We start from the raw sequence: 25,810 nt of genomic DNA, 5'->3' as shown, positions 1-25,810 counted from the left end.
ACGCCAAATAAAAACAGTTTATAGGTTCATCCACCGCCAGAGAAAGCGCCGGTTGACAGGCATGGAATTTACAGAATATTGTTCCGTTACAGAATTTTATTCTGCAAATCACCTTGAGGATATCCCATGAGCCAACTGCTCGGCCTGTTCAATAGCGCTGGCCCCGCCGCCTTCACACAAATGGCCTGCCAAATGGCGCCGTACTTCAGCAGCATCGCGCCTGAGTTCGCAGAGTTGAGCCCGAACCGTGCGGTGGTGAATGTGCCGTTTCGCAAGGAGATCACCAACCACCTGGCCTCCGTGCACGCCATCGCGTTGTGCAACGCCGCCGAGCTGGCCGGCGGCACGATGACCGACGTGTCGATTCCCGCCGGTGCGCGCTGGATTCCAAAAGGCATGACCGTGGAATACCTGGCCAAGGCGAAGTCGAACATCCAAGCAGTAGCCGATGGCAGCGGGATTGATTGGCAGACCGCCGGCGATAAAATCGTGCCGGTGGAGATCTTCGATGAAGGCGGCGTCAAGGTGTTCACCGCCCATATCACCATGAATGTGAAGTTCGCTTAGGCCTCGGCCTGGCTCAATGCCCCGCCACCGCAGGCCCATCGGCTGACCGCCGTCCCGGTTTGAAGCCATGGGCATGCGCCGACCACGCGATCACCAGCGCCACCAGCAGCAATACCAGCATCGCCCAGGGAAATGACGCGACGCCCCAGCGATCCAGCAGCACACCGCCGACCACGCCGCTGCCGGCAATCGCGCTGTTCCAGGCCACCACGTTCAGCGACAGCGCCACGTCCGCGCCGTCACCGGCAGCATCGGCCAACGCGGTCTGCAGCAGGGTCGCGGCACCGCCAAAGCTCAGCCCCCAGACGGCCACGCCGAGGTAAATCACCTGCGGCATATCGCCCGCAAAACCAAACACCACACTCACCGCCGCAAACGTCGCCAGGCTCACCAGCACCGTGCGCCGCAACAGCGGCTCGACCAACCTGGCCGTCAACCAAATCCCCGCCAGCGCGGCAACCCCGAACACCAGCAGCACCACATCCACACGACTGCCCAGGCCGGCCGGCAGCAAAAACGGCGCGATGTAGGTGTACAGAATGTTGTGCGCCAGCATCCAGCTGATCACCACCGCCAGCACCGGCCGCACGCCGGGCGTGGTCAGCACTTTACCCAGCGACACGCGCTGATGCGCAGCCTGTGGCGGGTAGTCCGGGACTTTCACCAGCACCCATACGATCAGCACCAGCGTCAGCGCCGACATGATCCCAAACGTGGTGCGCCAACCCACCAGGCCGCCCAGCCAGGTGCCGAGGGGTACGCCCAACGACAACGCAATCGGCGTACCGACCATCGCCAAGGCCAGTGCCCTGCCCTGTTGATGCGGCGCGACCATGCGCCGGGCATAGCCGGCCAGCAGGCTCCACGCCAACCCCGCCGCAACCCCGGCAAAGAACCGCGCCACCAGGGTGACGCCGTAGTGCGACGACAGCGCCGTGATGGAGTTGAACAGCAGAAAACCGACGACGGTCAGCAACAGCACATTGCGCCGACGCCAGCCACGCGTCGCGATGGTCATGGGGATCACCGCCAGCACCGAGCCGAGCGCGTAGGCGGTGACCATCTGCCCGGCCATCGACGGCGAAATCGCCAGGCCGGCGCTGATCAACGGCAAGAGGCCGGCGGGCAGGGTTTCGGTGACGATGCAGATGAAACCGGTCATGGCCAGGGCGAGCAAAGCGCCGATGGGCAGGCGGTCGGATGACGCGGATAAGCTGAGAGAGGGTGTCACGGGAGACTCCTTGAAACGATTTAAATACTGATCGATACAAATGTTGCGTGCAGCGCACGTGCATTGTCAACAACTTATGTATCGACTAGTATTTATCTCGTTCTGCACAGGAGATTGCACATGGCACAAATGGGCCGCCCGCGTAATTTTGATCGCGACCACGCCGTGGAACAGGCGCTGCACCTGTTCTGGCAGCACGGCTACGACGCCACCTCCCTCGCCCAGCTCAAGGCAGGCCTGGGTGGCGGCATCTCCGCGCCGAGTTTTTATGCCGCATTCGGCTCCAAAGAAGCGCTGTTCGATGAGTGCGTGCGACGCTACTTGGCGACCTACGCCCAGGTCACCGAATGCCTGTGGGACGAAACCCTGCTACCGCGCAAGGCCCTCGAAACTGCGCTGCGCCAGTCGGCGCGCATGCAGTGTGACGACGGACACCCCAAGGGCTGCATGGTCGCGCTCGGCGTGATGAGCGCACCGAGCCCGGAGAATGCGCGAGTGACGCAGGCGTTGACGCATTCGCGCGCGCGAACGCGGGCGGGAATAGTGGCGTGTGTTGAACGCGGCATGCGTGCCGGGCACCTGCCGAGCACGTTGCATGCGCCGTCAATGGCGGCGGTGTTTGATAGTTTTCTGCAGGGCGTTTCGATATTGGCGCGCGATGATGTGCCGTATCAGGTGATCGACGCGGCGATCAGTCAACTCCTGCTGACGTGGGACATTGCCGCCTCTACGACGCCGCCCACGCGTGCCGACACGCCATTAAAAAATCCACAAACGCCCGCACCCGATGCGGCACGTAACGCCCATGGGGATACAACAACGTAAAGGGTCGCGAGCGCCCGCCAAACGGTTTCAACACTTCCACCAGCGTGCCGTCAGCCAGTTCCTGCTCGACGATGAACTTGTAGGTCTGAAACAGCCCTGCGCCATGTTTGGCCAAGGTCACGCCGCCCAGCACGTCATGGGAAATGCTGTACCCTGCCTGCCCCGCAAACTCCTGTTCCTGGCCTTGCACCTGGAACAGCCAGGGAATACGCCGGCCATTGCTGGGCAGTTCAAACTGAATGCATTCGTGCGACGGCAAGTCCTGCAAGGTCTGCGGCGTGCCGGCGCGTTGCAGGTAGGCCGGGGCGGCGACGACCACCAATTCGGCGTCCTCCAGCAACCGCGCTATCAACGACGAGTCGGGTTGGGCACGCACGCGAATCGCCAGGTCGTAGCCTTCGGCGACGAAGTCGATATTGCGGTTGCTGATGTGGATGTCCACGCTCACTTGCGGGTACAGCGCGCGAAATGTGGGTAGCAGCGGCAACAAGCGGTGATGTGCATAGGTGGTCGGGACGCTGATACGCAATTGGCCGGACGGCACCGACTGCGCGCCCATCACTTCCTGCTGCGCCTCCACCAATTGGGTCAGGGCCTGGCGGCACTGTTGGAAAAACGTGCGGCCGCTGTCGGTCAGGCGGATGCTGCGGGTGGTGCGCACAAACAGGCGCGAGCCCAGGCGATCTTCCAGGCGCGAAATGCTGCGGCTCACGGCGGCCGGGGTTACGCCGGCCACCTGCGCGGCGCCGGTAAAGCTACTGGCCTCGGCGGCGAGGCAGAACAGCTCGATGCTGCCCAACTGCAAATCTTCGAAATGGCGCTTCATGATTGATTACACCAGGTATCGATAAATGGAGAATATGCTCTATTTACCAATACCTGGCGTACAAATACAGCGCTTTGAGCCGCACAATAATCTTGTGGCGAGCCTGCTTGCCATAACAGGTTGGGTTACCGCTAGAGCAACAACCTGGAAAAATCGCAGCACGCCTGCGCCATCTGCGCCACGTCCTGGTTCAGGCCGAACTGGCGGTCCACCCGGTGCAACGCCACGTAGCGCACGCTTGGCAGTTCCGGTTGCGTCACCAGCGCACGCAATGTGCCTTGCTCGATCAGGTGCGACAGGCAGACCTTGGGCAGATAACTCACGCCGATCCCCGACAACGCCAACCCGACCTGCACCAACAGGTTGTGGCTGGTGAGCGTGCGCGGCATCTGCACGTTGTGCGCGGCCAGCCAGCGCTCGTAGATCAAGCCGGTGCCCGACTGCGCGCCCTGGGTCAGTACGGTGTAGCTGGCCAGCGTCTCCAGGCTGATCGGGTCGGCGTCCGGGACCAGCCCGGGCGAGCACATCCAGGCGTTTTCCACGCTCTGCAACGGCGTGCTGTGAAAGCGCGGGTCGCTGTAGACCTCCGGCACGATCACCAGGTCGAGCTGGTCGCTTTCCAGTTTGCGGAACAGCTCACTGCTGAGCTCCACCGACGGTTCGATCTGCACTTTGGGGTAGGCATGGCGCAGTGCGTCGACCAGGGCCGGCAGCCAGGTGAGCGCCGTCAACTCGGTGACACCCAGGCGAAAGCGCCGCACCAGCACTTCGCGGGCGCTGACGCGTTCGAGCAATTGGTCGCGGCTCTTGAGCAGGTCGCGGGCGTAGTCGAGCAGTTCGCCGCCCTTTTCGGTCAGCCGCGCATTGCGTTTGCTGCGGTCGAAAATCTCCACATCGAAGGTGTCTTCCAGCTCCTGGATGCGCTTGGAGATGGCCGACTGCGACATGTTCAGCTTGTTCGCCGCCGCTTCGAAGCTGCCCAACTCAGCGATCCAGTACAGCGCGTCGATTTGCTTGAAGGTAATCATGGCGGCTAATTCATGAGAAAAAGCGATGCTATCACATCATAAAATATCGCTAAAACTGTCCGTTCATCACTCCTAAGATCCGGTCATAGCCCGTCGCTATCCAACGATTCTGGAGATTTGCCATGTCCTTGCCCGGTTCCCGCATCCTTCCCAACGCGCCGATGGCTTCGGCCGAGCTGGTCGAAGCGTTTGCCCACGTGGTCACGCCGCATATCAGCGACAACCTCGGCCGCCACATCGGCGCCCGTGGGCTGACGCGCTATAACCGCACCGGCAAGCTGGTCGGCACGGCGATCACGGTCAAGACGCGGCCCGGCGACAACCTGCTGATCTACAAGGCCATGAGCCTGCTGCAACCCGGCCACGTGCTGGTGGTGGACGGCCAGGGCGACACCAATAACGCGGTGATCGGCGAGCTGGTCAAGCTCTACGCGCAGCAACGCGGCTGCGTCGGCTTTGTGATCGACGGCGCGATTCGTGATGTCGCCAGCTTTGAAGACACCCCATGCTACGCCCGCGCCGTGGTGCACACCGGCCCGTACAAAACCGGCCCAGGTGAGGTGAATGTGCCGGTGTCCATCGGCGGCATGCTGATCAACCCGGGCGACTTGCTGGTGGGCGATGAAGACGGCCTGGTGGCCTTCTCCCAGGCTGACGCCGCCGAGGTGCTGCGCCGCGCCGGGCAACATGCCGAGCACGAAGAAGCGGTCAAGGCCGAGATCGCCACGGGCGCCGTGCGCCAGAGCTGGATCGACAAGGTGCTGGCCAACGCTGGCTTGGCGGGCTGAACATGAGCACTGCATTTCTTTCCGAGCGCGTGCTCGGCATCCAGCCGTCACCGAGCATCGCCGCCAATGCGCTGGTCACCGAGTTGCGCGCCCAGGGCCGCGACATCGTCAACTTCACCGTCGGCGAGCCGGACTTCGACACCCCGGCGCATATTCTCCAGGCCGCCAGCCTGGCGATGCACAACGGCGACACCCATTACACCGCCACCACCGGCACCCTCGCGCTGCGCCAGGCGATCTGCCTGAAGCTGCAACGTGACAACGACCTGGCGTACGGCCTGGACGAGGTGGTGGCCGGCTGCGGCGGCAAGCACATCATCTATCACGCATTGGCCGCCACGCTGAATCGCGGCGACGAGGTCATCGTGCACACGCCGTATTGGGTGTCTTACCCGGATATCGCGCGACTGAATGACGCCACGCCGGTGATCATCCCCGGCGACGAAACCCTGGGCTTCAAGTTGGCTCCCGAGGCCCTCGAACAGGCGATTACCCCACGCACCAAATGGGTGATCCTCAACAGCCCGAACAACCCCAGCGGCGCGGTGTACAGCGAAGCCGAACTGCTCGCGCTGGCCGAGGTTCTGCGCCGCCATCCCCATGTGCTGATCATGGCGGATGAGATCTACGAGCACTTCGTTTATGGCGATGCCCACCACGTGCCGCTGACGCGCCTGGCGCCGGATCTGAAACCTCGCACATTGATCGTCAACGGCGCCTCCAAGGGCTACGCGATGACTGGCTGGCGCCTGGGTTTTGGGGCGGGGCCGGCGTGGTTGATCGCCGCCATCGCCAAGTTGCTGTCGCAAACCACCACCTGCCCCAGCTCCTTGAGCCAGGCCGCTGCCGTGGCGGCCTTTGCCGGTGAGCAGGCGCCCATTGCCGACATGCGCGCGGAGTACGTGCAGCGTCGCGCACTGATGCTGGATCGTTTGGCCGGCATTCCGGGCTTGAGCGTGACCCCACCCGACGGCGCGTTCTATGTGTTCGCCAACGTCAGCGCGCTGATGGGCAAACTCACCGCGCACGGTGAAACGCTGCAAAGCGACACCCAACTGGTGGACTACCTGCTGCGCGACTACGGGCTGGCCACGGTCAGCGGCGCGGCGTACGGCATGTCGCCGTATGTGCGCCTGTCTTTCGCCAGCGCGCCGGACGTGATCGAAGAAGGCTGTCGTCGCCTGAAAGACGCCTGCCACGACCTGCGCTGACACCCTTCGCTGTACCCGGCGGCCAACGGATGGCCGCTGTTTTGACTGCCTAGAACAACAACTTAAAATCATTGATTACAAATGAGGCATTCCTATGCATACGCCCCGCATCGCGCTGGTCTGGCAAATCATGATCGGCTTGCTCGCCGGTATCGCCCTGGGTGCCCTGTTGCACCGCTTTCCCGAATCCCGGCCGTGGCTGGTGGACAACCTGCTGCAACCGGCCGGCGATATCTTTATCAAACTGATGAAAATGATCGTGGTGCCCATCGTGTTCGCCTGCATGGTGGTGGGCATTGCCGGGCACGGTGACGGTAAAACCCTGGGGCGTATCGGACTGAAATCCCTGAGCTATTTTTTCTGCATTACAACCCTGGCGATCATTGTCGGGCTGATCATGGGCAACCTGTTCAAACCCGGCGCCGGCACTGAACTGGCCAGCCTGCAGGCGGCGAACATTACATTGCCGACCAGCAACGGTGGCGGCCATAGCCTGGGGCAGATCATCGTCGGCATCATCCCCGACAACGTGATCAGCGCCATGGCCCAGGGCAGCCTGTTGTCAGTGTTGTTTTTCGCGGTGATGTTCGGCCTCGGCGTGTCGCGATTGCCCGCCGAACGCAAAGACCCGGTAATCGCCCTGTTGCGCGGTGTGTCGGAGGCGATGTTCAAGGTCACTTCGATGATCATGGCCTACTCGCCCATCGGCGTGTTCGGGATGATCGCGGTCACCGTCGCCAACTTCGGTTTCGGCTCGCTGATGCCGCTGGCCAAGCTGATCATGGTCAGTTACCTGTCCATCGCGTTCTTTGTGCTGGTGGTGCTCAACCTGGTCGCGCGGTTATGCGGGATCAACTTGTTCGCGTTGATGCGCCATATCAAGGATGAACTGGTGCTGGCCTTCTCCACCGCCAGCTCGGCGGCGGTGATGCCGCAACTGATGAAGAAGCTGGAAACCTACGGCGTGCCGCCGTCGCTGGTGAGCTTTGTGGTGCCGGTGGGCTACTCGTTCAACCTCGACGGGGCTTCATTGTTCCTTGGTATCGGAACGCTGTTCGTGGCGCAATTGTATGGCATCGACCTGAGCCTGGCGGATCAGGCGTTGCTGGTGGTGACCATGGTGCTTACCTCCAAAGGCGCGGCCGGTGTGCCGGGGTTTATGTTTGTGATTCTGTCGGCAACATTGGCCAGCGCCGGGTTGCCGTTGGAGGGCATTGCGTTTATTGCCGGGGTTTATCGCTTGATGGAAATGCCGACGACGGCGCTGAATGTATTGGGTAATGCGTTGGCGCCGTTGGTGATTGCGAAGTGGGAGCGGCGTGTGGCAGACACTGCGTCACAGAGCGATACACAGACGCTTTCCACACGACTTTAAGCAACAAAAATAGCCAGGCTCACTGCCACTTCTATATAGTAACGCTTCGCATTTAGCGGTTTACCAGAGGAGCGCGCGCCCTCGCCCAGACGGCGCGCGTCATCGTTTAGAAGGATCTTTATGCAAAGCGTTACGCTCTTCCCGGCGCGCCTGTTCGGTGCAGCGGTGGTGGTCGTCTGCGGGCTGTTCAGCGCACAGGCAAATGCCGATTACACCGACCGTTCCCTGACCGTCGAAAAAAATAGCCAGGCCTACGTGGTCAATGCCGACGGCAGTTTTGTGCTCGACTTCGAGCTGGTCTCGCGCATCAATGAGGAACGCGCGATCAAGCCCAACGCGCAACGCTCGGTGAGCTTCAACCGCTCGCTGGAAACCGTGGACATCGTGGAGGCCTACACCCAGAAAGCCGACGGACGCAAGGTGCCGGTGGCTGCCGACCAGATCAAGGAACAGCAGGAGCAGGCCTCAGCCGAAGCGCCGATGTTCCAGGACTCACGCGTCAAAGTGGTGATCTTCCCTGACGTAGCCGTCGGGGACCGCATGGTCTTGCGCTACCAGCGCCATCGCACCACCGCGATGTTCCCCGGACAGTTTGAAGACCTCTACGCGCCGGACTTCTACGAGAACCAACAGATCCACTTCACCTACGACATGCCAGCCGACATGCCCTTGTTCGCTGACGTAAGGGGTTTCAAAGCCGCCGAGCCCACCACCGCCAACGGGCGAAAAATCTACCGCTGGGACCTGCAACCCGCGCAGAAAAACCGCGTTGAAGTCGGCTCCGTCGCCTACACCGATTACGGGCAACGCCTCGCCGTGTCGACCTTCACTGATTACAAACAGTTTGCCCAGGCGTATGCCGCCAGGGCGCAGGTTGAGGTGACGCCCGCCATTACCCAACTGGCCAGGGAACTCACCGCCAACCTGGACACCCCGCGCAGCAAAGCACTGGTGCTGAGTGACTGGGTGCGCAAGAACATTCGCTACGTCGCGGTTTACGTCGGCAATGGCGGCGTGGTGCCGCACGCGGCGCAGGCGGTGCTGGATAACCGTTATGGCGACTGCAAGGACCATGTTGCCTTGCTCGAAGCGCTGCTCAAGGCGGTGGCCATCGAAAGCTCGCCCGCGCTGATCAACCTCGGCGACGCCTACCTACTGCCGAAGGTGCCGACCCTGGGTTTGCTTAACCATGCGATCACTTACGTCCCGACCCTCGACCTTTATCTGGACTCCACCGCCACCCCCATCGCCGCCGGCTACCTGATGATTCCGGAACTGGGTAAACCCGTGTTGCTGACCCAGAGCGGCGAGCTGGCGCGTACACCTTCAAACCAATTGGGCAAGGTGGACGGCACGCTGCACTTCAAGATCGACCCAAGCGGCGCGGCGGACTTCACCAACGGCACCACGGTGGAAGGCTGGGCCACGGAACTCAATCGTTTCCTGTTCAAATCCATCATGCCTGCCGACCGTGATCAACTGACCCAGAAAGTCCTCAGCATGTACGGGCAAACTGGCAGCGGCAAGATTGAAACCGACCCCTTGGAAGGCAATGCCGCCACCTTCACGTCGACGGTCAAAGGGCGTACCGACAACCTGGTCAACCTGCCCGGCCCCACGGGCGTACCGACGCTCAGCAGCCTCGCGGGCGGCATCGGCCAGAACGTGTTCAGCCTCATGGCGGAACAAGACCGCACGCAGGCCTTCATCTGTACTTCCGGCACGATTGAAGAAAAAGCGCGCTTCGACTTCCCCAAACAATTGAATATCCTCGCGGTGCCCAAGGCTGTAACGCTCAACACCGGTGGATTCAACTACCAGACCACTTACGTCAAGGAAGGCAACAGCGTACTCATCACCCGCAGCTATGCGTTCAGCCACCCCGACGCGCTGTGCAGCCCGCAGGATTTTGTCGCCATGAAGCCGGCGATTGAAGGCATGGTCAACGACCTGAAAAGCCAGATTATCGTGCAGACGTTGTAACCCCGACTCACTGATTCTCTGTGACAGGCTGATGCGCGGGGGATTCAATACAGTAGCTTGGATCATGAAGCGATGCGTTGATGAGAGACGGCTTCATGCACACTCATGCTGTGCGCGATGATTGCCGCGAGAAAATCTGGGCAAAAAAAAAGCCTGCATCTCTGCAGGCTTTTCTCTATCTGGCTCCACGACCTGGACTCGAACCAGGGACCCAATGATTAACAGTCATTTGCTCTACCAACTGAGCTATCGCGGAATGCGCCGTATGTTACTGATTAAAAAGAAGAAGTCAAGCACCGAGGGTGCATTCGGCGAAATGCCTACAAATCACCGCTGCCACCCTCTACACCGGGCTGGCCATTTCCCTGGCCAAATCCAGCCAGGCGCGAGCCGCCGGTGGCAGGTGCGCGCTGGCGCGCCAGGCCAGGGCGATGTGCCAATCGGTGTGGGGTTCGTCCAGCGGGATCAGGGCGATGCCGGGGTGTTGGTGCTTGTGCGCGAGCATGCGTGGCAGGAAGGCGACGCCCAGGCCTGCGGACACCAGGTCGACGATAAAGTCGATTTGCCCGCTGCGCGCAGTCACCCGTGGCGTGACGCCTTTGCGTTCGCAGGCCGCGAGGATCTTGGCGTTCAGGGCGAAGCCGGCTTCGAACAGGATGAACGGTGAGTCGGCCAGGTCGGTGAAGTCGATGCGTTTGCGCCGGGCCAGCGGATGGCTTATGGGTAATACGGCCATCAGCGGTTCATTGCGCACGGGTTGGTAGTCGAACCCTTCATCCGCCGGTAATAACAAGGCCGCCAGGTCGACCTCGCCGGCTTCCAGGCATTCGCGCAGGCGTTTGCTGCCGTATTCGGTGAGTTCGATCTCGATGTCGGGGTAGCGCGTGCGGTAAGCGGCGAACATCGCCGCAAACAGGACGCCGCAGCCCACGGGCGGCAGGCCGATGCGCAACACGCCACGCTTGAGGCCGCGCAGGTCGTTGATCTCGGCAACCAAGTCGCTCTGTTCGGCCAGCAACACCAGCGCGCGCCGGTAGGCAATTTCGCCGGCGGCGGTGAGTTCGTTGCGGTGGCCGAGGCGATTAAGCAGCGGTGTGCCCAATTCATCTTCCAGCGTCTTCACCGCCTTGCTCACGGTGGATTGGGTCAAGGCCACCACGTCAGCCGCTTGGGAGAAGCCGCCCTGGCGCACCACTTCAACAAAGGCACGCAATGTTCGCAGGTTCATCGGTATTCCTTTAGCGACTGGATACTAGTAATAAAAGTTGTTTTTATCATGCCAGCTTTTTGCTTATGGTGAAGCGACCTTGCGCTATGGAGAACCCGTTCATGATCATCTCGTCCGCCTCCGACTACCGTGAAGCCGCCAAGCGCAAGCTGCCGCGCTTTCTGTTCGATTACATCGACGGTGGCGCCTACGCCGAGCACACGCTGCGCGCCAACAGTTCGGACCTGGCCGAGATCAGCCTGCGCCAACGCATCCTGCGCAATGTCGACAACCTCAGCCTGAAAACCACCTTGTTCGGCCAGGAATTGGCAATGCCGGTTATCCTCAGCCCGGTCGGCCTGACGGGCATGTACGCGCGGCGTGGTGAGGTGCAGGCCGCCAAGGCAGCGGCGAACAAGGGCGTGCCGTTCTGCTTGTCGACGGTGTCGGTGTGCTCGATTGAAGAGGTGGCATCGCAAAGCCCGCAGTCGATCTGGTTCCAGCTGTATGTGCTCAAGGACCGCGGCTTTATGCGCAACGCCCTGGAGCGCGCGCAGGCGGCTGGCGTGACCACGCTGGTGTTCACGGTGGATATGCCCACGCCGGGGGCACGCTACCGCGATGCGCACTCGGGCATGTCCGGGCCGTTCGCCGCTTCGCGGCGCATGCTGCAGGCCGTGACCAAACCGCAATGGGCCTTCGATGTGGGGCTGATGGGCCGCCCGCACGACCTGGGCAATATTTCCAAATACCTCGGCAAGCCGACGCACCTGGAAGATTACATCGGTTGGCTGGCGAACAACTTCGACCCGTCGATCAGCTGGAAAGACCTGGAGTGGATCCGCGAGTTCTGGAAAGGCCCGATGATCATCAAAGGCATTCTCGACCCACAGGACGCCAAGGACGCCGTGAGTTTCGGCGCGGATGGCATCGTCGTCTCCAACCACGGCGGCCGCCAGCTGGACGGCGTGCTGTCCACCGCCAAAGCCTTGCCGCCGATTGCCGAGGCGGTAGGCGATGACCTCACGGTGCTGGTGGACTCCGGCATTCGCTCCGGGCTCGATGTGGTGCGCATGCTCGCCCTGGGCGCCAAGGCTTGCCTGCTCGGGCGCGCCAACGCTTATGCATTGGCTGCCGATGGCCAGCGCGGGGTGGAAAACCTGCTGGATATCTTCGCCAAGGAAATGCGTGTAGCCATGACGTTGACCGGTGTCACCTCAATCGATCAGATTGACCACACAACGTTGGTTCAATCAGTCAAATAACCGGCGTCATTCGCTGACGGCCGTTTTTGCTTCTAAAAACGGTCGTTGATTTATAAGGCGTTTTAATAAGTTAAACGAAGTGGCATGAATCTCGCTCTAACCCTATCCAGCAGGTTAAGCGATGACAAGACGTGTGGCAGAGCCCAGGGGTTATAACCCCGGGCAAAGCGGTTTAAACTGTTTCCAATGTTTTACGGAACTGAAGGAACAGTAAGACGCTTGGCATTCGCCACTCTCATCGAGCCTGTAAGACAGTTAAGTGCTTAGAGGCCGTCAGCTTATGAAATCACCGACCCAGACCAACGCAATTGACTTCGACAGTGCCAAATTGCAACGCCTGGGGTTTGGTCAACCAGCCCTTCGTCCCCGCCGCCCCGTCACCTTCAACGAACTGCGCCAGCAACTGGGCCAGCAATTGCAGACCAGCCTGGAGCCGGAACGCATCCTTGGCCTGTTCTTTCGTGAGATCCAGCGTCTGGTGCCCTTGGACGCCTTGCAGTATCGCCATGAAGCCAGCGACCTGCGCCTGGAATTTGGCCATCGCGGCCACCACTCGGTGAGCTACACCTTGAGCCATGAAGGCGAGCATTTGGGCGAGCTGATATTCCGTCGCAACCAACGCTTGATGGACGACGAACTGAGCCAATTGGAAGCGCTGCTGGCCACCTTGCTCTACCCGATGCGCAACGCCCTACTCTACCGCGCCGCCACACGCAGCGCACTGCGCGATCCGTTGACCGAAACCGGCAATCGCATTGCCATGGACCAGACCCTGCAACGGGAAATCGACATGGCCCGGCGGCACATGAGCCCGCTGTCGTTGCTGATGCTGGACATCGATCACTTCAAGAATATCAACGACACCCACGGCCATGCGGCCGGCGACAAGGTGCTGCGTGCCGTGGCCGGCTCGATCAAGGGCCAGCTGCGCAACGTGGACATGGTGTTCAGGTTTGGCGGGGAAGAGTTTCTGATCCTGCTGTCGAACACCGGCCGGGATGCTGCCAGCATGGTCGGCGAGCGCTTGCGCCGGGCTGCACAGGCTCAGGATTATTGGGCGGATGACACCAAGATTGAATTGACGGTGAGCCTGGGTTGCTCAACCTTGCTGGCCGCCGAGTCTGCCGACAGCCTGCTGCGCCGCGCTGACAGCGCCTTGTACGTGGCCAAGCGCGAAGGCCGCAACCGCTTGGCAATGGCGGGGTAAACACCCCGCCATCACGCGTGGATCACGCCTCGCTGGCGACGCGTGCCTGACGTTCGCGAATCGCTACGGGCGCCGTATCCTTGGCTTTCTCCTTCTCCAACCGCATGCAACTTTCCAGAAACAGGAACATGTAGTCGTAGCTCTTGCACACGGCCTGGCGCAGTTCTTCCTGCAGGGTTTTGCTCGGGTTCATCCCCGCCAGGGTGCAGATGATTTCCAGGGCTTCCCACGGGTGGGCGTCGTCGTACTGGGCGTGCATCTTCAGCCACTTCATCGCGCGCTTGCGATCTTCCTCAGGGAAGGCGGCCGCATACACGCCGGTCGAACACACCACGGCGGACCACTCCCCCGTCGCCCCTTCGATTGCGTAGTTGGTCGCAGCAATCGCCACGATCAACGAATCGGCCGAGCTGGTATGCCAGCACCAGTGACTCAGTGCGTGTAATTCAGGTGGTACGTTCTGCGCTTGCAGCTCTTCAAGGCTGACGCCATGGGCGCGGGCCCAATGTACCCAATAATCGGCATGGTTCAGTTCCACGCGAATATTACGCATCAGCCAGCGGCGCGCCATATCCTCCCCAGGATGGCGGGCAAACTTGGTCTTGGTCAGGTTTTGTGCCATGTACAAGGCAAACTGTTCCACCACTGGCCAGCCACCGATAAGGTAATGGCGCATGGTCTTGGCGCTGAGCGTGTTGTCACGCATGCGCTGATACAGTTCGTGCTCGACAACTCGGCGCTTGCTCTCGCTACAGGCCTGGATCAATTGTTGCGCCCAGGCAGGGTAACTTGAGGCTTCCATAAGCGGGCCGGTTCTGTTGAAGGTGTCGATCACTGTAAGGCTCCTTTTTAAGTGTGATTGTACAGACCAGCAAATGTTTCAGCGGAATGTGCCGGGCGCCTTGAATAACAGAGGCTGCGGCCGCACAGGTCGACACTGCAAGCTATCAAAGGTAAACAATTGCGGGCGTTCAATCAGGTAGCCCTGAGCGTAATCCACACCAATCTCAAGTAAAGCCTGTTCGATCTGTGGCGTTTCAACAAACTCTGCAATTGTGCGCTTACCCATGACGTGGCCGATGTGATTGATCACTTCGACCATGGCGCGGTTAATCGGGTCGTCCAGCATATCCTTTACGAAACTTCCATCGATCTTCAGGAAGTCTACAGGTAAATGTTTGAGATAGGCGAATGAGGACATTCCGGCACAAAAGTCATCAAGTGAGAAATGACAACCTAACGCTTTGAGTTCATTAATAAAACGAATGGCGCTACCTAAATTTGCAATAGCACTGGTTTCAGTTATTTCAAAACATATCATTGCCGGTGGAATGTTATAAGCCGCGAATTGCTCACGTAAAAAACCGAGAAAATCGTCATCGCCAATGGTTATACCTGACAGATTAATCGCACACATCGCCATTGGCCGGCCTGGCCGCTCGCGTAAACAGTTGGCGATAATCTTGAACACGTTCTCCACCACCCAGCGATCCAGCGACGTCATCAGGCCGTAGCGCTCGGCCGCCGGGATAAAACTGTCCGGAAGAATGATCCGACCGGCTTCATCGTGCAGGCGCAGCAGAATTTCGATATGCCCAGTGCCGCCATCGGTGTGCCCCAAAGGCGAAATTTCCTGCGCATACAGGCAAAACCTATTCTCCTCCAAGGCCATGTGCAGGCGCTGCACCCAGGCCATTTCGCCGAAGCGCAGAGACAACTCCGAGTCATCGGCATGGTAGACCTGCACGCGGTTGCGGCCCTTTTCCTTGGCCATGTAACACGCCATGTCGGCGGCGCGCAGCGATGTCTCCAAGGTGGTCGGCGTGCTCGAGATATGCACCAGGCCAATACTGACGGTGGTCATGAACGGCCGGCCTTTCCACACGAAATGCAAGTTCTGCACGGTATGTCGAAGGCTCTCGGCGATTTTTTCCGCGACCGGTGCCGGGCAGTTCTCCAGCAGGATGCCAAACTCGTCGCCGCCCAGGCGCGCCAGGGTGTCACCGTCGCGCAGGTCCGATTGCAGCAACGCGCAGATATGCCGCAGCAACTCATCCCCTGCGGCATGCCCGCAGGTATCGTTGACCAGCTTGAACTGGTCCAGATCAAGGAACATTAAGGCATGTCGCGGGTTTTGCTGGCGCGCCACCTGTTGCAGCACCTGTTCCAGGCGGAACTCGAATTCGCGACGGTTGGCCAGGCCCGTCAAGGCATCGTGGGTCGCCTGCCACGACAGGTTGGCAATGTATTGGCGCTCCCGGGTCATATCGTGCAGCACCAGCACCGCGCCACTGACCTTGCCGGCACTGCGGATCGGCGCGCCCACCAGCGTCACCGACACCGTGCTGCCGTCCACCCGCTGGATCAGCTTGGAATGCTCGCTGCCGCCACTGAATTCGCCCTTGATAATGTGCTCGAGCAGCGTAAATCCATCGGGCTCGGCATTTTCATCGAGCAGGCTGAATAACGCCGCCAGGGGCAGCCCTTGGGCCTGGGCCGACGTCCAGTGTGTCAGCGCCTCGGCGGCCGGGTTCATGTAGGCGATGGCGCCGTCGACATCGGTGGTGATCACGCCGTCGCCAATCGATTCCAGGGTAATCTGCGCCCGCTCTTTCTCTGCCTGCAGCGCGTTGGCGAACGCGTGGCGCTGGGCCAGCAATTTGTGCGTGCGCAGCAACGCCAGGGCAATCAGGCCCAGGGCGGTGGCCAGGTTGGTGATCAACAGCAGCCGCAGGATAACCCGCGAGCCCTCGCCCAAGGCATCGCTGAACGCCTTGGCGGCCGGCGTGACGCCATCGTTGATAGCGGTGATGCGTGCCTTCCAGTCCCTTACATCGCTGCTGCTGACCTGATTACTGCTGATCGCCCGATGCATCGTCTGGGCCAGGTCATCCAGTTGCACCAGATAACCGTCGCCCACGGTCCACAACTCGATGGCTTTTTCCAGGTAGCTGAAATGGCGAAAGTTGAGGTACAGCCAGATCAGGCTGGAAACGTCATCCGGGTGGTTGCCGCCCTTGAGGATCCCGTGCCGCGCCGCAGGCAGGTCGGGTGTGGGGCGGTCCAGCGCGATACGCAACTCATGCCCGCCTTGGGGCACGGCGATGGCTTGCTGGTACTTGAGGTAGGTGGCGGGGTCGCGATTATCGGCGTAAAGCGTCAGGTAGTAGATGGCATCTTTCTGGCCCTTGGACCACAGGCTCTCGCCCGCCACATACCCGCGCACCGCTGAAAGCACGTAGAGACTGACGCAGCCTAACAATGCCTGGAACAGCACAACGGCGATAAAGGGCCAGACAATGCCCAGCAGCCGAGGCGTTCCGAGAGTCCGCTTTTGCTTCATGAAGTCCCTTGCACATGCACAGCTGAATACGCACGCGAAAATCCGCTCCTGATAGCACAGCCTAGGCTAATTCAGCGCACTTGTTGCAAATGCCCATAGAGTTTGGCGTACAACCCGCCCTCCGCGATCAATTGCTGATGGTCGCCATCCTCGGCGATATGCCCGCCATCGAACACCAACACGCGGTCAGCCTGCTTCACCGCCGACAGCCGGTGCGCGATGATCAGTGTAGTACGCCCACTGAGAAACCGTGCCAGCGCCTGATGCAGGTTGTATTCGGTCGCCGCATCGAGCGCCGAGGTGGCCTCATCCAGAATCACCACTTTCGGCTCAGCCAGCACCATCCGGGCAATGGCCAGGCGTTGGCGCTGGCCGCCGGAAAAACGCACGCCGGAGCGTCCGACCACACTGTCCAGGCCCAACGGCAATGCCCTGACGGTTGCGTCCAACTGGGCGATTTCCAGCGCCTGCCAGCATGCCTGGTCCGAACGCGTGCGGCCCATGGTCAGGTTGGCGCGCACCGTGTCATTGAACAACGCCGGGTGTTGCAGCACCACGGCAACGTTCTCACGGATGGTTGCAAGGCCGATTTCCTGTTGGGTCGCGTCGCCGAAACGAATGCTGCCGGCCTGCGGTGTGTAGAGCCCGAGCAACAGTTGCACCAGGGTACTTTTGCCGCCGCCGCTGGCGCCGACAATCGCCACCTTCTCACCCGGCGCAATGGTCAGGTTCAACTGGTTGAGCACCAGTTCTTCGCCGTAGCCGAAATCCAGCCCGCGCACCTCGATACCCACGGTTTCCCGCCCAGTAAACGGGTCTGCGCCACCGGCGTATTGGGGTTCGTCGGCACGCGCCAGCAGCTCGTTGATCCGCGTCAGCGCGCCGCCTGCCGCGTAGAACGCATATTGCAGGTTCAGCAGTTGCTCCACCGGCCCGATCATGAACCACAGGTAGCTGAACACCGCGAGCATCTGGCCGATGGACAGGTCGGAAAACAGCACCGTGAGCATCGCCGCCGCGCGGAAAATGTCGATTCCGAACTGAAACAACAAGCCACTGGCGCGGCTGGAGGCGTCGGTTTTCCATTGCGAGTGGATCGCGTAGTCGCGCACTTCCTGGGCACGCTGGCCCAGGCGCCCGAGGAAAAAGCCCTGGCGGTTGCCGGCACGCACTTCCTGGATGGCGTCGAGGGTTTCGGTCAATGCCTGGGTGAAGCGCGACGTGCTGTCGTTCTCCAGCTTCTTCAGGTGTTTGACGCGCTTGCCCAACTGCACCGTGGCGTAGATCACCAACGGGTTGAACAGCAGGATCAACAACGCCAGCTGCCAGTGCATCCACACCAGAATCGCCGAGGTGCCGACCAGGGTGAGCATGGCCACCAGGAAACGGCTGAGGGTTTCGCCGACAAACTTGTCCAGCGTGTCCAAATCCGTGACCAGGTGCGTGGTGACGGTGCCACTGCCCAGGCTTTCGTATTCGCCAAGGGAAATGCGCTTGAGCCGTTCGATCAGCCGCACCCGAATGCGGTACACAATGTCCTTGGCCAGCCGCGCAAACAACCGCGCCTGCACCACGTTGAACACCAGCGCACCGCACCGCAGGCACAGCGTCACCAGCAACATCAGGCCGATATAACCGGCAGCCTTCTGCCAGCCCAGGGGCAATGCGTTGTTCATCACCTTGAGCGCCGCATCGCCACGGCCCAGCAGCACTTCGTCTACCAGCAAGGGCAACAGCAATGGGATGGGCACACTGCACAGGGTCGCCAGCACGGCGACGCCATTGGCGATCCACAGGGATTTCTTGTGCCGCAGGGCCAGGCGGCGAATTTCTGCCCAGGTCAGTCGGTCGGTGCGTTGAGGTTGGTCTTGCCCAGGCGTGTCATGCACAGGTGGCTCGCTCCAGCCATCGGGCGAGCAAAGGCGACAGCTCGGACAGCGGCTGGTAGCCGTTGGTCAGTAGCGCCAGCTGGCCATTACGCTCGGCCAATAGGGTCGGGAAACCGGCGATACCCAGATCCTGCACCCAGGTGAAATCGGCGGCTGTGGCGGCATGCTGCTCGGCACGGTCGAACGCACCGGCGAACTCGATGCGCGGGATGCCGGCCTGCTCGGCCAGTTCGACCAACACGCTGGCGAGGGTCACGTCGCGGCCCTCGACATAAAACGCGCGCTGGATCAGCCCCAACAGCTTCCACGCGCAATCCGGTGCCAGGCTGCGCGCCGTGACGATGGCCCGACACGCAGGCTCGGTGTCATAGACAAAGCCGTCGGGCAACGCGCCGTCACGCTTGAACGGCTGACCAGTGGCCTCGGTGACCGCCTGCCAGTGCTCAAGGATATAGCGCCGAGTGGTCGGCTCCAGCGCCGCACCACTGCCCGTGCGCAAGCCACCCACCACCAGGTGCAGCTCCACGCCTGCGGCCTGGGCCTGCTCCACCAACGCCTCGGCCACCGGGGCAAAGCCCCAGCACCAGGAACACATCGGGTCCATCACATAGAGCAGGCGCGCGGGCATGGGTCAGGCCTCGGAAGGGGTTTGCTTATAGTTAAAGCCAATCGGGTGCGGCATGTTGCGGGCCTTGGCCAGCTCGATCTGCTTCTGCCGGTCAATCGCGCTGCGGCGGGTCTTCTCCGGCAGCTTATCCCAGCAATGCGGGCAACTGATGCCGGCCACATAATGCTCGGACGCACGGTCTTCGACGCTGACCGGTGTACGGCACGCATGGCATTGATCGTAGTCGCCTTCGCTCAAGTCGTGGCGCACGGTCACGCGGTTGTCGAACACAAAGCAGTCGCCCTGCCATTTGGTCTCTTCCTGGGGCACCTCTTCGAGGTACTTCAGGATGCCGCCCTTGAGGTGATAAACCTCGTCAAAGCCTTCGCTGAGCATGTAGCTCGAGGCCTTTTCGCAACGAATGCCGCCGGTGCAGAACATGGCGACTTTCTTGTGCTTGGCCGGGTCGAAGTTGGCTTTGATGTAGTCGGGAAATTCGCGAAAACTGGTGGTTTTCGGGTCGATTGCGCCTTCAAAGGTGCCGATCGACACTTCGTAGTCGTTGCGCGTGTCGATCAACAGCACTTCCGGGTCGCTGATCAGCGCGTTCCAGTCCTGCGGGTCGACGTAGGTGCCGACTTGTTTGTTCGGGTCGACGCCTTCGACGCCCAGGGTCACGATCTCTTTTTTGAGCTTGACCTTGGTGCGGTAGAACGGCTGGTCGTCGCAGTACGACTCTTTGTGGTCGATGTCGTCCATGCGTGGGTCGTTTTTCAGCCAGGCCATCAGGCCATCAATGCCTTCGCGGCTACCGGAAACGGTGCCGTTGATGCCTTCTTCGGCGATCAGCAAGGTGCCTTTGATGCCGTTGTCGACCATCGCCTGCAGCAGTGGCTCGCGCAGGGCGACGTAATCTTCGAGGGTGACGAACTTATACAGTGCCGCCACGACGATCGGTTGAGTCATGGGTGTTCTCTCCAGGTGGCTACCCTCGTAAGGGGTGAACCGGATGCAAAAAAAACGCGCCGGCTAAGCGGCGCGTTGCGGATTCTAACAAATGCCGGGTGTCAGAGACACCTGATCATTAATCATGCCCGCCGGCGCAGGTCGGCGAGGCCGGGGCTGCGTCGATTTTCGCCCATTCTTCAGGCGTGTAGGTATGCAGCGCCAACGCATGAAACTCGCTCATCAGGTCACCCAGGGTGGCGTAGACCGTCTGGTGGCGCTTGACGCGGTTAAGCCCCTCGAACTGCTGGCTGACCAGCACGGCCTTGAAGTGGGTCTGCAACCCACGGCTGTGCATATGGCTTTCGTCCAGCACGTCCAAGTGTTGCGGGCTCAAGGCGGTGAGCGCCGTTTCGATACGCTGTTGCATGGTCATTCCTGCTTACTTCTTCTTGGCCGGTGCAGCGGCTTTAGGTGCCAGCTCGTTGGTCATGTCTTCCAACAGCTTGTTCACCACCGGCACGGCGCTTTCCAGCTTGGCTTGGGTCATCTGGGCCGATTGTTGAGTCAATTGCGGCATTTTTTCCAGGACTTTCTTGCCCAGTGGCGACTGGTAGAACGCAACCAGGTCCTTGAGCTCGGATTCGCTGAAGTTAGTGGTGTAGAGCTTGACCATGTCCGGTTTCAGCTTCGGCCAGCCGATAGCCTGGTCCAGAGCGGCGTTAGCCTTGGCCTGGTAGCTGTCCAGCACGGACTGCTTGGCGGCAGGCGCCTTGGTCTGTTCGAAACGCTGGGCAAACATTTGCTGCACTTGCATGTACACCGGCGTACCCAGCTTGTCAGCGTGGGCCAGGGTAAGGAAGGCTTCGGCACTGGCGTTATGGCTGGCGGTATCGGCAAAGACTTGGCCGCTGGCGCAAACCAGAGCAACCGCGGTACAGATGGCACGAAGACGAGTCATCGAGTTTCCTTTCTAGCAGGCGAGGTATTACCCCCAAGGGCGACTATTCTGCGCCTAAAAAACGAAATGTCTCAACCCCACCCCTTATTGGGCCGGGTTTTGCGGGACTTGGGCCGGGTGAAAAGTCTTTTATGGAACCCCACTGGCCCATCACGGCCTAAACTGCGCAAACGAACCTGAAGGAGTGTGCCCGATGAGCCGTATCGAAACCGACAGCCTGGGAGAAGTCCAAGTCCCGGATGACGCTTACTGGGGCGCGCAGACCCAACGTTCGCTGGTGAACTTCGCCATCGGCGAGCAACGCATGCCCCTGGCGGTGCTGCATGCCCTGGCGCTGATCAAGAAAGCGGCGGCGCGGGTCAACGACCGCAACGGCGATTTGCCTGCCGATATCGCCCGCCTGATCGAACAGGCTGCAGATGAAGTGCTCGACGGCCAGCATGACGACCAGTTCCCGCTGGTGGTGTGGCAGACCGGCAGCGGCACCCAGAGCAACATGAACGCCAATGAAGTGATCGCCGGCCGCGCCAACGAGCTGTCGGGCAAGACCCGCGGCGGCAAGAGCCCGGTTCACCCTAACGATCATGTGAACCGCTCGCAGAGTTCCAACGACTGTTTCCCTACAGCGATGAGCATCGCGACGGTGCAAGCGGTGAACAAACAACTGCTGCCGGCAATCACCAACCTTTCGGGCGGCCTGGCGGAACTGTCGGCACGGCACATGAAACTGGTGAAGACCGGCCGCACCCACATGATGGACGCCACGCCGATCACCTTCGGCCAGGAAATCTCGGCCTTTATCGCCCAGCTCGATTACGCCGAACGCGCGATCCGCAGTGCCCTGCCTCCGGTATGCGAACTGGCCCAGGGCGGCACCGCCGTCGGCACCGGGCTCAACTCGCCTCATGGCTTTGGCGAGGCGATTGCTGCCGAGCTGGCCGCGTTGTCGGGGCTGCCGTTCGTAACCGCACCGAACAAATTCGCCGCCCTTTCCGGCCATGAACCGCTGGTGACCTTGCACGGCGCGCTGAAAACCCTGGCCGTGGCCTTGATGAAAATCGCCAACGACCTGCGCCTGCTGGGCTCCGGCCCACGCGCCGGGCTGGCCGAGGTCAAATTGCCGGCCAACGAACCCGGCAGCTCGATCATGCCCGGCAAGGTCAACCCCACCCAATGCGAAGCGCTGTCGATGCTGGCCTGCCAGGTACTCGGCAACGACGTGACCATCGGCATTGCCGCCAGCCAAGGGCATTTGCAGCTGAACGTGTACAAACCGGTGATCATCCACAACCTGCTGGAATCGATCCGCCTGCTGGCCGACGGTTGCAACAACTTCCAGGAACACTGCATCGCCGGTCTTGAACCGGATGCCGAGCAAATGGCCGAACACCTGGAACGCGGGCTGATGCTGGTGACCGCACTCAACCCGCACATCGGCTACGACAAATCGGCGCAGATCGCCAAAAAAGCCTACGCCGAAGGCCTGACACTGCGCGAAGCCGCGCTGGAGCTAGGCTTCCTTACCGATGCAGAGTTTGACCAATGGGTACGCCCGGAAAACATGCTGGAAGCCGGGCATTAAACTCAGACTTTTGATCTGCCGTTGATCTTGATCTGCTGTTGATCTTGATCTTGATCTTGATCTTAGGCGCCCCGTCAACCACGCTGGCCGAACGCAGGCTTGAATCCGTGGGTAACCCGGCAGGACGCCGGGTTAGCCGCGCTGGGCCAAGGATGGCCCATCGCGGCGGCCCACGGATTCAAGCCGGAGTGAGGGCACACCGAGCCTAGGCGAGGTGCCGAGTGGTGGGGCGAAGACTTTTTGGTTACTTTTGTGTCTTTACAAAAGTGACCCGCTGTAAGAGCGGAACCCTAAGCAGCCGTTACCGCAGCAATGGATATGTACTCCGACTAGACATCCCAGCCAACCGGGAGGCCGCCTTCGCGAGCAAGCCCGCTCCCACAGTTAAACAGTGCTGCATCAGCAAGATTTGGGTTGGCCGGAAGGCCGCTATCGCAGGCAAGCCAGCTCCCACAGTTGAACCGGTTTACAAAAATATAGCTTCGGCGCTTTCGTCATCAAGACGCCAAGCGCACCCGCCGAGCCCTGAGCCCAGCCAGCAACGACGGCGCCAGCGCCACGGTCGCCGACCCCAGCACCACCACCAGCGCCCCCACATAGCCCAACGCATTGATCTCTTCGGCCTGCACAAAATCCGGCCATAACCACGCCGCCAGCGCCACCGCCACAAACGTCACCAATGGCGTCAACGCCAACGTCGCACTCACCCGCGAAGCCTCCCAATGCGCCAGCGCCTCGGCAAACGCACCGTACGCCACCAGCGTATTCATGCAGCACGCCAGCAACAGCCAGCCTTGCAGCGGGCTCAGCTGCAGCGCCTCCAGCGGATGCGCCCACGGTGTGAGCAGCGCGGCGCAAGACAGATAGATCACCATCATCACCTGCAGCGAATTCCACACCGTCAGCAACTGCTTCTGGCCTAAGGCGTAGAACACCCAGATGGTGGTGGCCAGCAGGATGGTCAGCACCCCGGCGGTGTAAGTGCCCAGGGACGTCAGCATTTCCACCAGCCTTTGGTTGAAGAACAGCCCAAAGCCAATGATCAACACCACCAGCCCCACGCCCTGCCCCAGGCTGAAACGCTCCTTGAACACAAACACGCTGGCGACCATCAGGAATATCGGCCCCATCTGCACCACCAACTGTGCCGTGCCGGGGCTGAGCATTTTCAGGCCCACCAGGTACAGCACGTAATTGCCCACCAGCCCGCACACCGCCATTGCCACCAGCCAGCCGCCCTTGGGGCCGAGCACTTTGCGGCTGGGCAGCCGACGAGTGAGTGCCAGGTAGATAAACAAGCAGCTGCCGGCCACAACCAGGCGAAACCAGGTGACGGTCACCGGGTCCATCACTTGCAGCACTTGCTTGAGTTTGATCGGCAGAATGCCCCACAGGAACGCGGTCAGCAGGGTCAAGCCAAAGCCATAGACCCAACGGCCGGAAGAGATGTGCATGAGTGCCCCGAATGCCTGAGGAAGTGGAGGCAGCATTCTAGGGGCAAGCGCACGAATTGGGATACGACACAATTCAACTGTGGGAGCGGGCTTGCTCGCGAATGCGGTGTATCAGTCAACACATGCATGGCTGACCCACCGCATTCGCGAGCAAGCCCGCTCCCACATTTTCAAGCCGGTTTTTTCAGTAAGATTTAGCGCACCGCTTCAAACAGCCCGGTGGCACCCATGCCGCCGCCCACGCACATGGTGACGATGCCATAGCGCAGATTGCGCCGTTGCAACTCGCGCACCAAATGCCCGACTTGCCGCGAACCGGTCATGCCGAATGGGTGCCCAATCGAGATCGAGCCGCCATTGACGTTGTATTTGGCGTTATCAATTTCCAGGCGGTTACGCGCATACAGGCATTGCGAGGCGAAGGCTTCGTTGAGTTCCCACAGGTCGATGTCCGCCACCTGCAAGCCTTTGGCCTTGAGCAACATGGGCACCGAAAACACCGGGCCAATGCCCATTTCGTCCGGCTCGCAGCCGGCCACGGTAAAGCCACGGAAAAACGCCTTGGGCTTGAGGCCCAGCGCCAGGGCTTTTTCCAGGCTCATCACCAAAGTCATCGAAGCGCCGTCGGACAGCTGCGAGGAGTTGCCGGCCGTCACCGAGCCGTCCTCGGCGAAGACCGGCTTCAACCCCTGCAAGCTGGCGAGCGTGGTGTCGGGGCGGTTGCAGTCATCGCGATCGACCACGCCGTCCAGCACCTGTACCGCGCCGGTGTTCTTGTCCTCGACTGTGTACTTGACCGTCATCGGCACAATTTCATCGTCGAACAAGCCATCGGCCTGAGCCTGGGCAGTGCGCTGCTGGCTTTGCAGGGCATACAGGTCCTGTTCTTCGCGGCTGACGTTGTAGCGGCGCGCGACAATTTCGGCGGTTTGGCCCATGGGGAAGTAGATACCCGGCACCTGCTCTTTAAGCAGCGGGTTGATCAGGTTGTCGGTGTTGACGCTTTTCATGGTCAGGCTGATCGACTCAACCCCACCGGCGACGATGATGTCGCTGCAGCCCGAGGCAATCTGGTTGGCCGCGATGGCAATCGCCTGCAAGCCCGAAGAGCAGAAGCGGTTGAGGGTCATGCCAGCCGTGCCGGTGCCCAGCTGTGAAAGCACCGCCACGTTGCGCCCGATGTTGTAGCCCTGGGCGCCCTCGTTGGAGCCGGCGCCGACGATGCAGTCCTCGACCGTCGCCGGGTCGATGCCATTGCGGGTCAGCAGCGCATTCACGCAATGGGCGGCCATGTCATCCGGACGGGTCTGGTTGAACTTGCCGCGAAAGGATTTGGCCAGGCCGGTTCGCACGCTGTCGACGATCACTACTTCACGCATGGGCTACCTCGATCTTGTCATTGTTGGAAGATGGATCGAGGATAGATCCAGCCCTAGCCAACCGCGACGATCATTCACCCGGCATATACAAAAACATGGTGAGCGGCAGGCTTGTTGTGGCAAGCCTGCCAACTACA

Annotated in this window: 22 protein-coding genes and 1 tRNA gene; 9 read left to right on the top strand and 14 right to left on the bottom strand. The window is 60.9% G+C overall.

Translation table 11 applies throughout. The annotated features are described in order from the left end of the window. Positions 1-126: 126 nt before the first annotated feature. Entirely contained in the window at positions 127-567 is a 441-nt protein-coding gene (locus HX783_RS28410; protein WP_159958413.1) for a hotdog fold domain-containing protein, read from the top strand. Between the two features lie 13 nt (positions 568-580). Here the strand turns inward: HX783_RS28410 and HX783_RS28405 are convergent, their stop codons facing one another. Next, complete coding sequence (locus HX783_RS28405) at positions 581-1,798, bottom strand: MFS transporter (RefSeq protein WP_159958415.1); 1,218 nt, start codon at positions 1,796-1,798, stop codon at positions 581-583. A gap of 120 nt (positions 1,799-1,918) precedes the next feature. Between HX783_RS28405 and HX783_RS28400 the strand changes: the two genes are divergently transcribed. Further along, a complete protein-coding gene (locus tag HX783_RS28400; protein WP_177019065.1) occupies positions 1,919-2,623 on the top strand; it encodes a TetR/AcrR family transcriptional regulator in 705 nt (234 codons plus the stop codon). Here HX783_RS28400 and HX783_RS28395 read toward each other — a convergent pair. Beyond that, positions 2,526-3,449 (bottom strand): LysR family transcriptional regulator, encoded by a 924-nt coding sequence (locus HX783_RS28395; RefSeq protein ID WP_177019064.1) that lies wholly within the window; start codon positions 3,447-3,449, stop codon positions 2,526-2,528. The two genes, HX783_RS28400 and HX783_RS28395, sit on opposite strands and share 98 nt — an antisense overlap. 131 nt (positions 3,450-3,580) lie before the next feature. Beyond that, entirely contained in the window at positions 3,581-4,477 is an 897-nt protein-coding gene (locus tag HX783_RS28390) for a LysR family transcriptional regulator (protein WP_159958421.1), read from the bottom strand. Positions 4,478-4,599: 122 nt separating this feature from the next. On the opposite strand from HX783_RS28390, the gene HX783_RS28385 reads away from it, so the two are divergent. The 4 genes from HX783_RS28385 to HX783_RS28370 all read left to right on the top strand — a co-directional run bounded on the left by HX783_RS28385 (position 4,600) and on the right by HX783_RS28370 (position 9,834). Next, a complete protein-coding gene (locus HX783_RS28385; RefSeq protein ID WP_159958423.1) occupies positions 4,600-5,265 on the top strand; it encodes an RraA family protein in 666 nt (221 codons plus the stop codon). Between the two features lie 2 nt (positions 5,266-5,267). Continuing rightward, a complete protein-coding gene (locus HX783_RS28380) occupies positions 5,268-6,476 on the top strand; it encodes a pyridoxal phosphate-dependent aminotransferase (RefSeq protein WP_177019063.1) in 1,209 nt (402 codons plus the stop codon). 94 nt (positions 6,477-6,570) lie between these two features. After that, the gene (locus HX783_RS28375) at positions 6,571-7,851 is read left to right on the top strand and encodes a cation:dicarboxylate symporter family transporter (protein ID WP_177019062.1); all 1,281 of its coding nucleotides are present in this window, start codon (positions 6,571-6,573) and stop codon (positions 7,849-7,851) included. 120 nt (positions 7,852-7,971) lie between these two features. Further along, positions 7,972-9,834 carry a DUF3857 and transglutaminase domain-containing protein gene (locus HX783_RS28370; protein WP_177019061.1) on the top strand — a complete coding sequence of 621 codons (1,863 nt, stop codon included), beginning with the start codon at positions 7,972-7,974 and terminating at the stop codon, positions 9,832-9,834. A gap of 180 nt (positions 9,835-10,014) precedes the next feature. On the opposite strand, the gene HX783_RS28365 is transcribed toward HX783_RS28370, so the two are convergent. Together HX783_RS28365 and HX783_RS28360 are read right to left on the bottom strand one after the other, a co-directional pair. Next, positions 10,015-10,090 (bottom strand) — tRNA-Asn (locus tag HX783_RS28365). An 87-nt stretch (positions 10,091-10,177) separates the two neighbouring features. Further along, positions 10,178-11,062 (bottom strand): LysR family transcriptional regulator, encoded by an 885-nt coding sequence (locus tag HX783_RS28360; RefSeq protein ID WP_177019060.1) that lies wholly within the window; start codon positions 11,060-11,062, stop codon positions 10,178-10,180. 101 nt (positions 11,063-11,163) lie between these two features. Between HX783_RS28360 and lldD the strand changes: the two genes are divergently transcribed. Both lldD and HX783_RS28350 read left to right on the top strand, forming a co-directional pair. After that, positions 11,164-12,306 carry an FMN-dependent L-lactate dehydrogenase LldD gene (gene lldD, locus HX783_RS28355; RefSeq protein WP_177019059.1) on the top strand — a complete coding sequence of 381 codons (1,143 nt, stop codon included), beginning with the start codon at positions 11,164-11,166 and terminating at the stop codon, positions 12,304-12,306. A 280-nt stretch (positions 12,307-12,586) separates the two neighbouring features. Continuing rightward, positions 12,587-13,513 carry a GGDEF domain-containing protein gene (locus tag HX783_RS28350; protein WP_159958437.1) on the top strand — a complete coding sequence of 309 codons (927 nt, stop codon included), beginning with the start codon at positions 12,587-12,589 and terminating at the stop codon, positions 13,511-13,513. Positions 13,514-13,535: 22 nt separating this feature from the next. Here the strand turns inward: HX783_RS28350 and HX783_RS28345 are convergent, their stop codons facing one another. From HX783_RS28345 to HX783_RS28315, 7 genes are all read right to left on the bottom strand, one after another. Then, a complete protein-coding gene (locus tag HX783_RS28345) occupies positions 13,536-14,315 on the bottom strand; it encodes a TenA family transcriptional regulator (RefSeq protein WP_218175426.1) in 780 nt (259 codons plus the stop codon). 78 nt (positions 14,316-14,393) lie between these two features. Then, positions 14,394-16,856, bottom strand: a complete 2,463-nt coding sequence (locus tag HX783_RS28340; RefSeq protein WP_177019057.1) for an EAL domain-containing protein — start codon at positions 16,854-16,856, stop codon at positions 14,394-14,396. A 71-nt stretch (positions 16,857-16,927) separates the two neighbouring features. After that, a complete protein-coding gene (locus tag HX783_RS28335) occupies positions 16,928-18,745 on the bottom strand; it encodes an ABC transporter ATP-binding protein (protein WP_159958443.1) in 1,818 nt (605 codons plus the stop codon). Then, a complete protein-coding gene (locus HX783_RS28330) occupies positions 18,738-19,340 on the bottom strand; it encodes a DsbA family protein (protein ID WP_174245684.1) in 603 nt (200 codons plus the stop codon). The genes HX783_RS28335 and HX783_RS28330 overlap by 8 nt, the downstream gene beginning before the upstream one ends. A gap of 36 nt (positions 19,341-19,376) precedes the next feature. Then, a complete protein-coding gene (locus HX783_RS28325) occupies positions 19,377-20,318 on the bottom strand; it encodes a rhodanese-related sulfurtransferase (protein WP_159958447.1) in 942 nt (313 codons plus the stop codon). Positions 20,319-20,436: 118 nt separating this feature from the next. Beyond that, the gene (locus HX783_RS28320; RefSeq protein ID WP_177019056.1) at positions 20,437-20,733 is read right to left on the bottom strand and encodes a BolA family transcriptional regulator; all 297 of its coding nucleotides are present in this window, start codon (positions 20,731-20,733) and stop codon (positions 20,437-20,439) included. Between the two features lie 6 nt (positions 20,734-20,739). Further along, entirely contained in the window at positions 20,740-21,258 is a 519-nt protein-coding gene (locus tag HX783_RS28315) for a DUF2059 domain-containing protein (RefSeq protein WP_003175221.1), read from the bottom strand. Between the two features lie 193 nt (positions 21,259-21,451). On the opposite strand from HX783_RS28315, the gene HX783_RS28310 reads away from it, so the two are divergent. Then, the gene (locus HX783_RS28310; protein ID WP_177019055.1) at positions 21,452-22,840 is read left to right on the top strand and encodes a class II fumarate hydratase; all 1,389 of its coding nucleotides are present in this window, start codon (positions 21,452-21,454) and stop codon (positions 22,838-22,840) included. 497 nt (positions 22,841-23,337) lie between these two features. Here the strand turns inward: HX783_RS28310 and HX783_RS28305 are convergent, their stop codons facing one another. Both HX783_RS28305 and HX783_RS28300 read right to left on the bottom strand, forming a co-directional pair. Further along, positions 23,338-24,294: a DMT family transporter gene (locus tag HX783_RS28305; protein ID WP_159958453.1), complete on the bottom strand. Its 957-nt coding sequence runs from the start codon at positions 24,292-24,294 to the stop codon at positions 23,338-23,340. Positions 24,295-24,488: 194 nt separating this feature from the next. After that, positions 24,489-25,673, bottom strand: coding sequence for a thiolase family protein (locus HX783_RS28300; protein ID WP_177019054.1), 1,185 nt, complete (start codon positions 25,671-25,673; stop codon positions 24,489-24,491). Positions 25,674-25,810: the final 137 nt, after the last annotated feature.

Source organism: Pseudomonas sp. D2002 (assembly GCF_013385735.1).
Taxonomy (GTDB): Bacteria; Pseudomonadota; Gammaproteobacteria; order Pseudomonadales; family Pseudomonadaceae; genus Aquipseudomonas.
The sequence above is the reverse complement of the archived record's forward strand: the minus strand, read 5'-3'. Positions and strand labels throughout refer to the sequence as shown.

Bases quoted from the DNA above. Each gene is read 5' to 3' on its own strand.
- HX783_RS28410 (WP_159958413.1), top strand. From the start codon at position 127: ATGAGCCAACTGCTCGGCCTGTTCAATAGCGCTGGCCCCGCCGCCTTC.
- HX783_RS28400 (WP_177019065.1), top strand. From the start codon at position 1,919: ATGGCACAAATGGGCCGCCCGCGTAATTTTGATCGCGACCACGCCGTG.
- HX783_RS28395 (WP_177019064.1), bottom strand. From the start codon at position 3,449: ATGAAGCGCCATTTCGAAGATTTGCAGTTGGGCAGCATCGAGCTGTTC.
- HX783_RS28390 (WP_159958421.1), bottom strand. From the start codon at position 4,477: ATGATTACCTTCAAGCAAATCGACGCGCTGTACTGGATCGCTGAGTTG.
- HX783_RS28385 (WP_159958423.1), top strand. From the start codon at position 4,600: ATGTCCTTGCCCGGTTCCCGCATCCTTCCCAACGCGCCGATGGCTTCG.
- HX783_RS28380 (WP_177019063.1), top strand. From the start codon at position 5,268: ATGAGCACTGCATTTCTTTCCGAGCGCGTGCTCGGCATCCAGCCGTCA.
- HX783_RS28375 (WP_177019062.1), top strand. From the start codon at position 6,571: ATGCATACGCCCCGCATCGCGCTGGTCTGGCAAATCATGATCGGCTTG.
- HX783_RS28370 (WP_177019061.1), top strand. From the start codon at position 7,972: ATGCAAAGCGTTACGCTCTTCCCGGCGCGCCTGTTCGGTGCAGCGGTG.
- HX783_RS28360 (WP_177019060.1), bottom strand. From the start codon at position 11,062: ATGAACCTGCGAACATTGCGTGCCTTTGTTGAAGTGGTGCGCCAGGGC.
- lldD (WP_177019059.1), top strand. From the start codon at position 11,164: ATGATCATCTCGTCCGCCTCCGACTACCGTGAAGCCGCCAAGCGCAAG.
- HX783_RS28350 (WP_159958437.1), top strand. From the start codon at position 12,587: ATGAAATCACCGACCCAGACCAACGCAATTGACTTCGACAGTGCCAAA.
- HX783_RS28345 (WP_218175426.1), bottom strand. From the start codon at position 14,315: ATGGAAGCCTCAAGTTACCCTGCCTGGGCGCAACAATTGATCCAGGCC.
- HX783_RS28340 (WP_177019057.1), bottom strand. From the start codon at position 16,856: ATGAAGCAAAAGCGGACTCTCGGAACGCCTCGGCTGCTGGGCATTGTC.
- HX783_RS28330 (WP_174245684.1), bottom strand. From the start codon at position 19,340: ATGTGTTCCTGGTGCTGGGGCTTTGCCCCGGTGGCCGAGGCGTTGGTG.
- HX783_RS28325 (WP_159958447.1), bottom strand. From the start codon at position 20,318: ATGACTCAACCGATCGTCGTGGCGGCACTGTATAAGTTCGTCACCCTC.
- HX783_RS28320 (WP_177019056.1), bottom strand. From the start codon at position 20,733: ATGACCATGCAACAGCGTATCGAAACGGCGCTCACCGCCTTGAGCCCG.
- HX783_RS28315 (WP_003175221.1), bottom strand. From the start codon at position 21,258: ATGACTCGTCTTCGTGCCATCTGTACCGCGGTTGCTCTGGTTTGCGCC.
- HX783_RS28310 (WP_177019055.1), top strand. From the start codon at position 21,452: ATGAGCCGTATCGAAACCGACAGCCTGGGAGAAGTCCAAGTCCCGGAT.
- HX783_RS28305 (WP_159958453.1), bottom strand. From the start codon at position 24,294: ATGCACATCTCTTCCGGCCGTTGGGTCTATGGCTTTGGCTTGACCCTG.
- HX783_RS28300 (WP_177019054.1), bottom strand. From the start codon at position 25,673: ATGCGTGAAGTAGTGATCGTCGACAGCGTGCGAACCGGCCTGGCCAAA.